This window comes from Klebsiella sp. BIGb0407 (assembly GCF_024807845.1).
GTDB lineage: Bacteria > Pseudomonadota > Gammaproteobacteria > Enterobacterales > Enterobacteriaceae > JGM124.
The window spans coordinates 149225-162611 of the sequence record NZ_JANUEQ010000007.1; the positions used below are offsets into that span (position 1 = coordinate 149225).

Genomic DNA, 13387 nt, shown 5'->3' on the forward strand with positions numbered 1-13387 from the left:
AACTTACAGGCCAGGTGCCAGGGTAGCAACCATCACGGCTTTAATGGTATGCATACGGTTTTCTGCCTGGTCAAACACCACACTGTGTTCTGACTCAAACACTTCATCCGTCACTTCCATCCCGTTGTGTAAATCGAAAGTCTCCGCCATCTGCTTACCCAGAGTGGTTTTTTCATCATGGAAGGCTGGCAGACAGTGCAAGAACTTCACCTGCGGATTACTGGTTAAGGCCAGCATCTGCTTATTTACCTGATAAGGGCGCAGCAGAGCGATACGTTCAGCCCATTTCTCTTTCGCTTCACCCATTGAGACCCATACGTCAGTATAAATAAAGTCCGCTCCTGCTACTCCGGCGGCAATATCTTCCGTCAGCGTTATCTGACCACCATTTTGTGCTGCTAGCTCACTGCACTGGCTGACCAGCTGTGGTTCAGGCCAGCAGCTCTTAGGGGCCACTAAACGTAAGTTCAGACCGGTGAGGGCTGCGGCTTCCAGCATAGAATTACCCATGTTGTTACGCGCATCACCCACATAGGCCAGAGTCATTTGATTAAAGCTTTTGCCCGGCAAATGCTCCTGCATGGTCAGTAAATCAGCCAGCAGTTGGGTCGGGTGAAATTCATTAGTCAGGCCATTCCAGACCGGGACACCGGCAAATTCTGCCAGGGTTTCGACGATTTCCTGGCCATAACCCCGGTACTGAATACCGTCATAAATACGTCCCAGCACCCGTGCGGTATCTTTTATTGATTCTTTATGCCCGATTTGGCTACCACTTGGGCCAAGATAGGTCACACGTGCGCCTTGATCATAAGCGGCAACTTCGAAAGAGCAGCGAGTTCTGGTCGAATCTTTTTCGAAGATGAGCGCGATATTTTTTCCAACAAGCTTTTGACTTTCCGTCCCTTTTTTCTTATCACTTTTCAGTTTTGCGGACAAAGATAATAATTCGTTAAGCTGGGCAGGGGTAAAATCAAGTAATTTAAGAAAGTGTTTCTGATAAAAGTGACTCATCTTAGCCTCACGTGGCACTCGCCATTAATTGAATTAAAATTCAATTTATATGTATGAATATGCAATTGCAACCCTGAGTAAGAAATCTTTGCTGTGAAAGGTGGAGGCAAACCGCTCGGTATGTGAGAATAAGCCCGTGTGCCGATACATGTGAGGACAGGATCATGGCAAATTCAGAACATCTGGAAGAACAACGCGAAGAAACGCGTTTAATCATTGAAGAACTGCTGGAAGACGGCAGCGATCCCGACGCGCTTTACACCATCGAACATCATCTTTCTGCTGATGATTTCGAAACTCTTGAAAAGGCCGCGGTTGAGGCATTCAAGATGGGCTATGAAGTCACTGATCCTGAAGAGCTCGAAGTTGAAGAAGGTGACGTGGTTATTTGCTGCGATGTGCTGAGCGAAAGCGCATTAAATGCTGAGTTAATTGACTCTCAGGTTGAGCAATTAATGAATCTGGCCGAAAAATTCAACGTTGAATATGACGGCTGGGGCACCTACTTTGAAGATCCGAATGGCGAAGATGACCAGGACGATGGCGAAGACGATGAAGATGACGACGGTGTTCGTCACTAAACATCAGTGATGGTGCAGCAGCGTTCGCTGCTGCATTTCAGGATAAAGCATGAACCTACAGTTACTTCTCTCACCGATTAATGATTTTCTGCATTGCCCAACTCCCGAAGCCTGGATAGATCAAGCCCGTAAACCAGAAAATTTATCGCTATTACTGAATGACCATCTGATATGTGAGCTTAAAGCCGCCCAAACCGGGATGTTTCTGATCCGCAAATATGTTGCTGATAAAGAAACCTCAGAAGTCCTTCTGGCCTTACTACGGCCCTACGAGGTCTTTGCCTTTAGTGACGGGCCGGAGCCTGACTTTCTGGCACTGCATAAAGCGCTGAGCAAAAAGCTGATGCCAAAGACGCAGGGTGGCTGGGAGCAGACGCTTATCGACAGTATGACGTCACTGATAAAAGAAGAGCTACACCACTTCTGGCAAGTCCGTGAAATCATGCTGGCGCGTGATATCCCCTATGTCAAAATGACGGCCAGCCGTTATGCTAAAGGGCTGCTCGGCCAAACGCGTACCCATGAACCCCTGATGCTGGTGGATAAACTTATCTGCGGGGCCTATATCGAAGCGCGTTCCTGCGAACGTTTTGCCGCTATTGCGCCCTGGCTTGATGATGAGCTGAGCAGTTTCTATCTGTCGTTGCTACGCTCTGAAGCGCGCCACTATCAGGATTATCTGAGCCTGGCCCAGCAAATAGCCGGGGGAGATATTCAGGACCGAGTGAAATTTCTTGGCGAAGCTGAAGCGGCGCTAATTCAAAGTCCCGATGATACTTTTCGCTTTCACAGCGGCATACCCGCATCGGTGTAAAGCTTGCCAACCGCCTGTCTGGCGTCATCACGGCGCATGCAGGCTTTGAATGATGCGGGCAAAAAGTGTTTAATGCTTGAACAGCGTTACGCTACTCGCTAAGGTAGCGGCGATTTTACCTTCCTGGAAGCTATCATGATAACCCTCGCTCTGATTGACGATCACCTGATCGTCCGTTCAGGTTTCGCCCAGTTACTGGCTCTGGAACCTGATTTTCAAGTGGTTGCTGAATTTGGTTCTGGTCGTGAAGCCTTGGCAGGCCTGCCAGGCCGTGGCGTGCAGGTGTGTATCTGTGATATTTCAATGCCTGATATTTCAGGGCTGGATCTACTCGGCCAGCTCCCTCAAGGCATGGCGACCATTATGCTGTCGGTACATGATAGCCCGGCCTTAATTGAACAGGCGTTAAAAGCCGGAGCGCGCGGATTTTTATCGAAACGCTGTAGCGCCGATGAACTGATCGCTGCTATCCATACCGTGGCTACCGGTGGCTGTTATCTGACATCTGATATTGCCCGAAAGCTGACCGTAGGGCGTCAGGATCCGCTGACCAAACGGGAACGTCAGGTTGCCGAAAAGCTGGCACAAGGTCTGGCGGTGAAAGAGATTGCCGCAGAACTCGGACTATCGCCGAAAACAGTCCATGTCCATCGGGCCAATTTAATGGAAAAACTCGACCTTCATAATGATGTTGAGCTGGCTCGTTATATGTTTGCTGGCTGGTAATGCAAAGATTACTGACCCGGCTGGCGGGTATTATTGCCAGTTTCTTTACTTTTGCCGCCGCCTGGTTCTGCCTGTGGAGTATCAGCCTGCATCTGGTGGACAGCCCTGAACTGGCGGTACTGCTCTTCCCGTTCGGCTTACGTATGGGGCTGATGCTGCAATGTCCGCGGAGATACTGGTTAGTTTTACTGGGCACTGAGTGGTTGTTACTGGGCTGGTTATCCGGGCTGGTTGAATTACCGCATCTGCCCTTTTTACTGATAGGCAGCCTGCTGAGTATGCTGCCGGTGGTCTTGACCGCTCATTATGCCGGTAGCCGTGACTGGCGTACTTTACTGCGTCAGGGCGCGGCACTGATTGCCGCCGCGTTGTTGCAGTCATTACCCTGGGTTGAACAGGGCGCTATGGCTCTGAATGTTTTACTCGTGACGCTGACCGGTAGCCTGACGTTATCACCCATCTGCCTGGTTATCTGGCACTATCTGACCAGCACCGTCTGGCAGCCACTGGGACCTGCTCTGGTCACCCAGCCCGTCAACTGGCGTGCGCGTCACTTGATCTGGTATCTGGTGCTGTTTGCTATCAGCCTCTGGTTACAGTTAGGGCTACCCGCCGATTTGGCGCGCTTTACTCCCTTTTGTCTGGCTCTGCCTATTATTGCCCTGGCCTGGCATTACGGCTGGCAGGGGGCACTCATTGCCACCCTGATGAATGCTATTGCGCTGATTGCCAGCCAGACATGGCATGCCTACCCGCTTGATCTGCTGCTTTCATTGCTGGCTCAAAGTCTGACAGGACTGTTGCTGGGGGCCGGTATCCAGCGTCTGCGTGAGCTGAACCTGTCATTGCAAACTGAACTCCAGCGTAATCATCGGCTGGTGGAACGCCTGCTGGAAACAGAAGAGAGTGTCCGCCAGGATGTGGCGCGGGAACTCCATGATGATATCGGGCAAACCATCACCGCGATTCGTACCCAGGCCAATATTGTCCAGCGACTGGCACGGGATAATCCTGGCATCAAACAGAGTGCAGGCCATATCGAACAGCTGTCGCTGGGCGTTTACGATTCAGTGCGCCGTTTACTCGGGCGCTTACGCCCGCGTCAGCTTGATGACTTAACCCTGGCGCAGGCTATCAGTGCCCTGGTGCGAGAAATGGAACTGGCCGGGCAGGGGATTGTCAGCCATATCGACTGGAAAATTGATGAGTCGGTACTCAGTGAAAGTCAGCGCGTCACGCTATTTCGCATCTGTCAGGAGGGACTGAATAATATCGTCAAGCATGCGAATGCCCAGGCCGTGACGGTGCAAGGCTGGCAGCAAGACCAGCAGCTGATGCTGGTGATTGAAGATGATGGTAGCGGCTTGCCGGTCGATTCAGGGCAGCCTGGTTTTGGCCTGACAGGAATGCGTGAGCGCGTTTCCGCGCTGGGTGGAACATTGGCGATTTCTTGTACTCATGGAACGCGCGTCAGTGTAAATCTGCCATTAGGCGGCTAAGAGAAATAAATTATGCTCAGTTTTTTAAAAGTCCCCGACAATATTCAGCCCCTCAGTTCTAAAACTGAAATCGATACCCGCTATCGCTACTGGCGCAGACATATTCTGCTGACTATCTGGCTGGGCTACGCGTTGTTCTATTTCACCCGCAAAGGATTCAATGCGGTCGTTCCGGAAATCCTTGCCACAGGGGTGATGACGCGAACCGATATTGGTCTGCTGGCGACGCTGTTTTATATGACCTACGGCTTATCAAAATTTCTGTCCGGTATTGTCAGTGACCGCTCCAATGCCCGTTATTTTATGGGGATCGGGCTGATAGCGACCGGGGTGATTAATATCCTGTTTGGTTTTTCCACCTCGCTATGGGCCTTTGCTTCGCTATGGGTTCTGAACGCTTTCTTCCAGGCTTGGGGGTCACCGGTATGCGCCCGTCTGTTGACGACCTGGTACTCGCGTACCGAGCGCGGTGGCTGGTGGGCGCTGTGGAACACCGCCCATAATATCGGTGGGGCATTAATTCCTATGATGATGGGTGCGGTCGCTCTGCACTATGGCTGGCGTAGCGGCATGATGATTGCCGGGGTGATGGCGATTATCGGCGGCTTATTTGTGTGCTGGCGTCTGCGTGACCGTCCGCAGAGTCTGGGTCTGCCAGCAGTTGGTGAGTGGCGGCAGGATGCGCTCGATATTGCTCAGCAGCAGGAAGGGCTTGGGCTGACACAAAAAGAGATCCTCTACAAATATGTGCTGGGTAACCCGTATATTTGGTTGTTATCTCTGTGCTATGTGCTGGTCTATATCGTCCGGGCGGCGATTAATGACTGGGGCAACCTGTATATGACGGAAACCCTTGATGTGGGGTTAGTAACCGCTAACTCCGCAGTGACGATGTTTGAACTGGGCGGATTTATTGGTGCGCTGGTGGCGGGCTGGGGTTCCGATAAGCTGTTTAATGGTAACCGCGGGCCGATGAATCTTATTTTTGCCGCGGGTATTTTGCTTTCGGTTGGCTCCCTGTGGCTGATGCCGTTTCACACTTATGTGATGCAGGCCGCCTGCTTTTTTACCATCGGCTTTTTTGTCTTTGGCCCACAAATGCTGATTGGTATGGCAGCGGCAGAATGCTCTCATAAAGACGCAGCAGGGGCAGCCACCGGGTTTGTTGGCTTATTCGCTTATCTTGGGGCATCGCTTGCTGGCTGGCCGCTGGCATGGGTTATCAATATCTGGTCCTGGAACGGCTTTTTTGTCGTGATATCGATTGCAGCCGGAATTTCAGCGCTATTTTTACTCCCCTTTTTAAATGCTCAGGCGCCGCGAAGCTCCCGGTGAATGTGATTTACCTCACCCTTTTAGACTGATTATTCAGAAACTAGGATATTTTCTCGATCCAACCTGGAAGCCATCCCAGGCCATATCAGCGGCTGATTTTTACAATATCGGTATTAGGTCGATATTTTAATCAGGAAAACCCATGCTGAATTTTTTAAACCAGGTGCGTAAACCGACCCTGGATCTGCCGTTAGAAATACGGCGGAAGATGTGGTTCAAACCCTTTATGCAGTCCTACCTGGTGGTTTTTATCGGCTACCTGGCGATGTATTTAATTCGTAAGAATTTCAATATTGCGCAAAACGACATGATCTCGACCTATGGTCTGAGCATGACTCAATTAGGCATGATAGGACTGGGCTTTTCGATTACCTATGGCGTTGGTAAGACCCTGGTGTCCTATTACGCTGACGGTAAAAATACCAAACAATTCCTGCCCTTTATGCTGATCCTCTCGGCGATTTGTATGCTGGGTTTCAGCGCCAGTATGGGAAGTGGTTCAGTCAGTTTGTTCCTGATGATAGCCTTTTATTCTCTCAGCGGTTTCTTCCAGAGTACCGGTGGTTCCTGTAGTTACTCGACGATTACCAAATGGACCCCACGCCGTAAGCGCGGTAGCTATCTGGGCATGTGGAATATCTCCCATAACCTTGGTGGCGCGGGTGCGGCCGGCGTCGCGTTATTTGGGGCTAACGTTCTGTTTGATGGCCATGTCATCGGCATGTTTATCTTCCCGTCAATTATTGCCCTGATTATTGGCTTTATTGCTCTGCGTTACGGTAATGACTCCCCGGAAGCCTACGGTCTGGGTAAAGCGGAAGAGCTGTTTGATGAACAGCTGAGTGACGAAGATAAAGAAACTGAAGATTCGTCGATGACCAAATGGCAGATCTTTGTCGAATATGTTCTGAAAAACAAAGTCATCTGGTTACTCTGCTTTGCCAACATCTTCCTGTATGTTGTGCGTATCGGGGTGGATCAGTGGTCAACGGTCTATGCTTACCAGGAGCTGAAACTCTCCAAAGAAGTCGCGATTCAAGGCTTCACCCTGTTTGAAGTCGGGGCGCTGGTGGGAACACTGCTGTGGGGCTGGTTGTCTGACCTGGCTAACGGGCGTCGTGCTCTGGTGGCCTGTATCGCTCTGAGCCTGATTATTGTGACCCTGGGCGTCTATCAGCATGCCAGCAACCAATATGTCTACCTGGCGTCACTGTTTGCCCTTGGCTTCCTGATCTTTGGCCCACAATTATTGATTGGTGTGGCAGCGGTAGGATTCGTGCCTAAAAAGGCCATCAGTGCTGCAGACGGTATCAAAGGCACCTTTGCCTATTTGATTGGCGATAGCTTCGCTAAACTGGGTCTGGGTATGATTGCTGACGGTACGCCAATCTTTGGTCTTACCGGCTGGGCCGGTACCTTTGCAGCCCTGGATGCAGCAGCAATAGGCTGTATTGCCCTGATGGCTATCGTTGCGATTCTGGAAGAGCGTAAAATTCGTCGTCTGAAAAAGGCAGCTTCCGTGAGCGCGTAACTGAACTGAATTAAATTAACGAGAACAGCCAGGGGATATCCTCTGGCTGTTTTGTTTTATCGGATGAGAGAGTATTACAAGGGTTTGAGCATTCTCACTTCACAATCCACATGGCCGGTAAAGCCCAGTGGTTCATCAATATGGACAAAACCTAAGTGTTCATATAACCCAATCGCCTCTTTCAGAAAGGCGGTTGTCTCAAGGTAACAGTGCTTAAAACCTTGTTCCCGAGCGTAATCCATTGCCAGTAGCGCCAATTTTTTGGCTAACCCTTTGCCACGTACCACAGAGGAGAAATACATTTTCTGTAATTCACAGGTATCAGGCTGGCTGCATATCAGTGGGGCGACACCTCCGCCACCGACCACTTCGCCGTTATATTCCACCACCCAGAATGCGAACCCCGGTTTGCTATAAACCTGATACAGCTCGTCGAGATCGGGGTCGGCAACGGTATAACCTTTATCGGCCGTTAAACCATATTCAGCTGAAACCTGGCGAATAACCCGCGCGATAGCCGGATTATCATCGGGCGCTATCCGGCGCAACAGGCATTGGGGTTCAGCCAGTCTGGCAAGACTCATACATCGCTCTTTTGAAAGTAAGAAAACATTATGACGTCAAAATTATCCCGGGCGGGACCTATTATTATTTTACTTATTTTGGCGTGCAAGAAAGACTGCCCGGAGAAATACTCGACTTCTGCGGGCAGCTGCTTTAGCTAATTACAGTGCAGCAATCACCGATTGTTGCTCAATAAGTTTGGCCTTAGCATCAGCGTAACCGTCCAGCTTTTCACGCTCTTTAGTGATTACTGCTTCCGGTGCGCGAGCAACAAAACCTTCGTTAGACAGTTTGCTCTCGATACGCCCGATTTCAGCTTCCACTTTAGCGACTTCTTTTGCCAGACGCGCCAGTTCAGCATCTTTATCGATAAACCCAGCCATTGGGATCAGCAGCTCAGCACCATCAATAATCTTGGTAACAGACGCCGGGCCTTTATCGCTGGCAGGCAAAATAGTGATGCTATCGAGACGTGCCAGATTCAGCAGGAAGCTACGGTTTTCATTCACCCGACGTTCTACTTCAGCGCTGGCTCCACGCAGCAGAACATCCAGCGGTTTACCTGGAGAGATATTCATTTCTGCACGAATGTTACGGACTGCAATAATCGCTTGCTTCAGCCATTCGGTATCGGCCAGAGCCTGAGTATCATCAAGGCTTGCATCAAACGCCGGGAAAGGTTGCAGCATAATAGTGTCTGCGGTAATACCTTTCAGCATTTTCACGCGCTGCCAGATGGTTTCCGTGATAAACGGAATGATTGGGTGCGCCAGGCGCAACAAACCTTCCAGCACGTTCACCAGCGTATTACGCGTTCCGCGCAGCTCCGCTTCAGAACCACCGTTCATGACCGGCTTGGTCAGCTCCAGATACCAGTCACAGAACTGGTTCCAGGTGAATTCATACAGAATGTTAGCTGCGATATCAAAGCGATAGTTATCCAGCGCTTCACGGTAAGCTTTTACCGTACGGTTAAACTCAGCGAGGATCCAGTTATCTGCCAGGGACAGGACTAATTCACCGCCGTTAAAGCCGCAATCCTGCTCTTCGGTATTCATCAGCACGAAACGACTGGCGTTCCACAGCTTATTACAGAAGTTGCGATAACCTTCCAGGCGTTTCATGTCCCAGTTGATATCGCGGCCGGTAGAAGCGAGGGCCGCCAGAGTAAAGCGCAGAGCGTCAGTACCGTGCGGCTCAATGCCGTTCGGGAACTGTTTTTCGGTACGTTTACGGATTTTCTCAGCCATTTGCGGCTGCATCATATTGCCGGTACGTTTTTCCAGCAGATCTTCCAGCGAAATACCGTCAACCATATCCAGCGGGTCAATGACGTTACCCTTAGACTTGGACATTTTCTGCCCTTCATCATCACGGATAAGCCCGGTCATATAGATAGTTTTAAACGGTATCTGCGGCTTGCCGTCTTCATCTTTGATGAAATGCATGGTCAGCATGATCATGCGCGCAATCCAGAAGAAGATAATATCGAAGCCACTGACCATCACGCTGGTTGGGTGGAAGGTACGCAGTGCTTCGGTGTTTTCTGGCCAGCCCAGCGTGGAGAACGTCCACAGACCGGAAGAGAACCAGGTATCCAGAACGTCTTCGTCCTGATTCAGCACTACATCCGCTGCCAGATTATTCTCCGCGCGAACTTCGGCTTCATCACGACCGACATAGACATTACCCTGGTCATCATACCAGGCAGGGATACGGTGTCCCCACCACAGCTGACGGGAGATACACCAGTCCTGAATATCACGCATCCAGGAGAAATACATATTCTCGTACTGTTTTGGTACGAACTGGATATCACCTTGCTCAACCGCTTCCACGGCGACTTTTGCCAGCGGGGCAGTACGCACATACCACTGATCGGTCAGCATTGGCTCAATGACGACACCACCACGATCGCCGTAAGGCACGGTTAAGTCGTGGGGTTTTATTTCATCCAGCAGGCCGAGTTCGTCAAAGGCGGCAACTACGGCTTTACGGGCAGCAAAACGCTCAAGGTTCTGGAACGCTGCAGGAATATCACAGCTGTAGAACGTTGAAGTCTCACCGTTGGTATCAAATACTTCTGCCATATCACGGATATCACCGTCGAAGGTCAGAATGTTGATCATCGGTAACTGATGGCGACGACCGACTTCATAGTCATTGAAGTCATGGGCAGGGGTGATTTTTACACAACCGGTGCCTTTTTCCATGTCCGCATGTTCATCCCCGACAATCGGGATCCGGCGGTTGGTCAACGGCAGAGTCAGATATTTACCGATCAGATCTTTATAGCGCGGATCTTCAGGATTCACGGCAACGCCGGTATCACCCAGCACCGTTTCCGGACGTGTAGTAGCAACCACCAGATAGTCTTTGCCATCGCTGGTTTTCGCGCCATCGGCTAACGGGTAACGCAGATGCCACATGGAACCTTTAGACTCACGGTTTTCCACTTCCAAGTCGGAAATAGCAGTGCGCAGTTTTGGATCCCAGTTAACCAGGCGTTTGCCACGGTAGATCAAATCTTCTTTATACAGACGAACGAACACTTCTTTGACCGCGTTAGACAAGCCCGCGTCCATGGTGAAACGTTCACGCTCCCAGTCCACAGAGTTGCCGAGGCGACGCATCTGACGGGTAATGGTACCGCCAGACTCTGCTTTCCATTGCCAGATTTTCTCGATAAAAGCATCACGACCGTAGTCATGGCGGGTTTTACCTTCTTCGGCAGCAATTTTACGCTCGACCACCATTTGAGTGGCGATACCCGCATGGTCGGTACCCGCTTGCCACAAGGTATTTTTACCCTGCATACGCTGGTAACGGATCATGGTGTCCATGATGGTTTGCTGGAAGGCGTGACCCATATGCAAACTACCGGTGACATTCGGCGGCGGGATCATGATGCAGAAGCTTTCCTGGCTTTCATCGCCATTGGGTTTAAAGTAGCCTTGCTGTTCCCAGTGCTCGTAAAGCGGCTGTTCGATATCTTGCGGGTTATATGTCTTTTCCATGGTCTGCTATGTCGTTCCCGGCGGGGTATAGGTCGCCGTAGTCAAGTGGAAACCGGCAACGCGATAGGCTTTATAGCGTTCGCGGGCCAGTTGTTTCTGGGATGCTTCGTCAGGAACGAAGTCTATCACTTCAAGGAAAGCGGTGGCAAAATCTGCGAACCAGGGCAGCAAACTGATCAACACATCTCTAGGTGTGCTGCCGCGACGTTCCGGCCATGCCAGTTCAACCGGTGCGCCGTAACGAGGGCCTTCTCCGGCCAGATTATGGGGCACAAAGGCCGCAACCTCACGCTGCCAGAGCGCTTCATCCAGGCGTATTGCCTGTTCTTCATTTTCGCAGGCGACCAGTACCCGTTTACCGGCACGAAATTTTTCTGCCGCCAGCTCACACACCAGTTGCTCAACCGCGTTGAGGCCATTGCGCTGGGTGTCGTTATCGAGCAGATAAAAGGTCGTGTTTTTCATGGGGTCCGTTTTAGCCTGTTGATATTAGTTATGGCAGCCTGAACCCAAGTCCGGGCTGCCATACATCATGCCATTACTGGCGATGATTTACTCTTCGCCGTTAAATCCGGCGCGGTTCAGTAAGAACTGAGACAACAGCGCAACCGGACGACCCGTCGCACCTTTGGCTCTGCCTGAACGCCATGCTGTACCCGCGATATCCAGGTGTGCCCAATTATACTTGCGTGCAAAGCGTGACAGGAAGCAGGCTGCGGTGATAGCTCCGCCAGGACGACCGCCAATATTTGCCATATCGGCAAAATTAGAGTCTAACTGATCCTGGAACTCATCCGCCATCGGCAGACGCCAGGCGCGGTCACCGGCCTGTTCAGAAGCACTTACCAGCTCGTGTGCCAGTGGATTATGGTTCGACATGAGTCCGGTAATATGATGGCCAAGGGCAATCACACAGGCACCGGTCAGGGTCGCAACGTCAATCACCACTTCTGGCTCAAAGCGTTCAACGTAGGTCAGTACATCACAGAGTACCAGACGGCCTTCGGCATCGGTATTCAGAACTTCAACGGTCTGGCCGGACATGGTGGTGAGGACATCACCCGGACGATAAGCGCGACCGCCAGGCATATTTTCACAGCCCGCGAGGATACCGACAACATTCAGCGGTAAACCGAGTTCTGCCACCATGCGCATCACGCCATACACCGACGCCGCTCCGCACATATCGTACTTCATTTCGTCCATGCCTTCGGCAGGTTTAATGGAAATACCGCCGGAGTCGAAGGTGAGTCCTTTACCAACAAGCACGATTGGACGAGCGTCAGGATCGGCATTACCTTTATACTCAATCACCGACATCAGTGATTCGTTCTGTGAACCTGCGCCAACCGCCAGATAAGAGTGCATACCTAACTCTTTCATCTGCTGTTCGCCAATCACACGTGTCACGATATTGGTGCTAAATGAGTCTGCTAACTGACGTGCCTGGGAAGCCAGATACGCGGCGTTACAAATATTAGGCGGCATATTGCCTAAATCTTTGGCAGCCTTAATACCTGAAGAGATGGCCAGGCCGTGCGAAATAGCACGTTCACCGCAGGTCAGTTCGCGGCGAGTCGGGACATTGAAGACCATTTTACGCAGTGGGCGACGTGGCTCGCTTTTGTTGGTTTTCAACTGATCGAAGCTATACAGCGTCTCTTTTGCTGTTTCTACCGCCTGGCGCACTTTCCAGTAGGTGTTACGCCCTTTAACGTGCAGCTCGGTAAGGAAACAGACCGCTTCCATCGACCCGGTGTCATTAAGGGTATTGATGGTTTTTTGAATCACTTGTTTAAACTGGCGCTCGTCCAGCTCACGCTCTTTACCACAACCAACAAGTAAAACGCGCTCGGACAACACGTTGGGTACGTGATGCAGCAACAAGGTTTGCCCCGGCTTCCCTTCAAGCTCACCACGACGCAGCAGGGCGCTGATGTAGCCATCGCTGATTTTATCGAGTTGTTCGGCTATCGGGGACAGGCGACGCGGTTCAAAAACTCCGACAACGATACATGCACTACGCTGTTTTTCGGGGCTACCGCTTTTTACACTGAACTCCATGCACTACGCTCCTGAATCTTAAAGACAACGGCGGGGAGGAAAGGCTAGAATTGAAGCCTTGTTAACTCATGTCCGCTGTTGCGATGACTTCGTGTTAATCTTAACGGATAGTTTTATACGCTTTTAGGTTCGTCTTAGCATTACCCTGGAGCGATACTTCGCCGGGCTTTTTAATCTTAGCGATGTTTTCGACGATTAAAGAGAATAAATGACCTATAAGCGATGAAACAAGCAATTTTCCT

General features: G+C 50.9%; 11 protein-coding genes. 6 read left to right on the forward strand and 5 right to left on the reverse strand.

Annotated features, from left to right (window positions below; all coding sequences use genetic code 11):
* Nucleotides 1-3 precede the first annotated feature (3 nt).
* Nucleotides 4-1014: an ornithine carbamoyltransferase gene (gene argF, locus M2387_RS19310; RefSeq protein WP_259051799.1), complete on the reverse strand. Its 1011-nt coding sequence runs from the start codon at nucleotides 1012-1014 to the stop codon at nucleotides 4-6.
* 164 nt (nucleotides 1015-1178) lie between these two features.
* Here argF and rraB point away from each other — a divergent pair, with 164 nt between their 5' ends.
* From rraB to uhpT, 6 genes are all read left to right on the forward strand, one after another.
* On the forward strand, nucleotides 1179-1595 hold the full coding sequence (rraB, locus tag M2387_RS19315) for a ribonuclease E inhibitor RraB (protein WP_259051801.1): 417 nt from the start codon (nucleotides 1179-1181) through the stop codon (nucleotides 1593-1595).
* Nucleotides 1596-1644: 49 nt separating this feature from the next.
* A complete protein-coding gene (gene miaE, locus M2387_RS19320) occupies nucleotides 1645-2409 on the forward strand; it encodes a tRNA isopentenyl-2-thiomethyl-A-37 hydroxylase MiaE (protein ID WP_259051803.1) in 765 nt (254 codons plus the stop codon).
* 135 nt (nucleotides 2410-2544) lie between these two features.
* Nucleotides 2545-3135: a transcriptional regulator UhpA gene (gene uhpA / locus M2387_RS19325; RefSeq protein ID WP_259051805.1), complete on the forward strand. Its 591-nt coding sequence runs from the start codon at nucleotides 2545-2547 to the stop codon at nucleotides 3133-3135.
* On the forward strand, nucleotides 3135-4634 hold the full coding sequence (gene uhpB / locus M2387_RS19330) for a signal transduction histidine-protein kinase/phosphatase UhpB (RefSeq protein WP_259051806.1): 1500 nt from the start codon (nucleotides 3135-3137) through the stop codon (nucleotides 4632-4634). Before uhpA ends, uhpB begins: the two co-directional genes overlap by 1 nt.
* A 12-nt stretch (nucleotides 4635-4646) precedes the next feature.
* Nucleotides 4647-5969 carry an MFS transporter gene (gene uhpC, locus M2387_RS19335; protein ID WP_259051807.1) on the forward strand — a complete coding sequence of 441 codons (1323 nt, stop codon included), beginning with the start codon at nucleotides 4647-4649 and terminating at the stop codon, nucleotides 5967-5969.
* A 142-nt stretch (nucleotides 5970-6111) separates the two neighbouring features.
* Nucleotides 6112-7500 carry a hexose-6-phosphate:phosphate antiporter gene (gene uhpT / locus M2387_RS19340; protein ID WP_259051808.1) on the forward strand — a complete coding sequence of 463 codons (1389 nt, stop codon included), beginning with the start codon at nucleotides 6112-6114 and terminating at the stop codon, nucleotides 7498-7500.
* A gap of 74 nt (nucleotides 7501-7574) precedes the next feature.
* Here uhpT and M2387_RS19345 read toward each other — a convergent pair whose 3' ends face one another.
* From M2387_RS19345 to pepA, 4 genes are all read right to left on the reverse strand, one after another.
* Nucleotides 7575-8084: a GNAT family N-acetyltransferase gene (locus tag M2387_RS19345; RefSeq protein WP_259051809.1), complete on the reverse strand. Its 510-nt coding sequence runs from the start codon at nucleotides 8082-8084 to the stop codon at nucleotides 7575-7577.
* 141 nt (nucleotides 8085-8225) lie between these two features.
* On the reverse strand, nucleotides 8226-11081 hold the full coding sequence (locus M2387_RS19350) for a valine--tRNA ligase (RefSeq protein ID WP_259051811.1): 2856 nt from the start codon (nucleotides 11079-11081) through the stop codon (nucleotides 8226-8228).
* A 6-nt stretch (nucleotides 11082-11087) separates the two neighbouring features.
* A complete protein-coding gene (locus tag M2387_RS19355) occupies nucleotides 11088-11546 on the reverse strand; it encodes a DNA polymerase III subunit chi (protein WP_259051812.1) in 459 nt (152 codons plus the stop codon).
* Nucleotides 11547-11633: 87 nt separating this feature from the next.
* Complete coding sequence (gene pepA, locus M2387_RS19360; protein WP_259051813.1) at nucleotides 11634-13145, reverse strand: leucyl aminopeptidase; 1512 nt, start codon at nucleotides 13143-13145, stop codon at nucleotides 11634-11636.
* Nucleotides 13146-13387 lie beyond the last annotated feature (242 nt).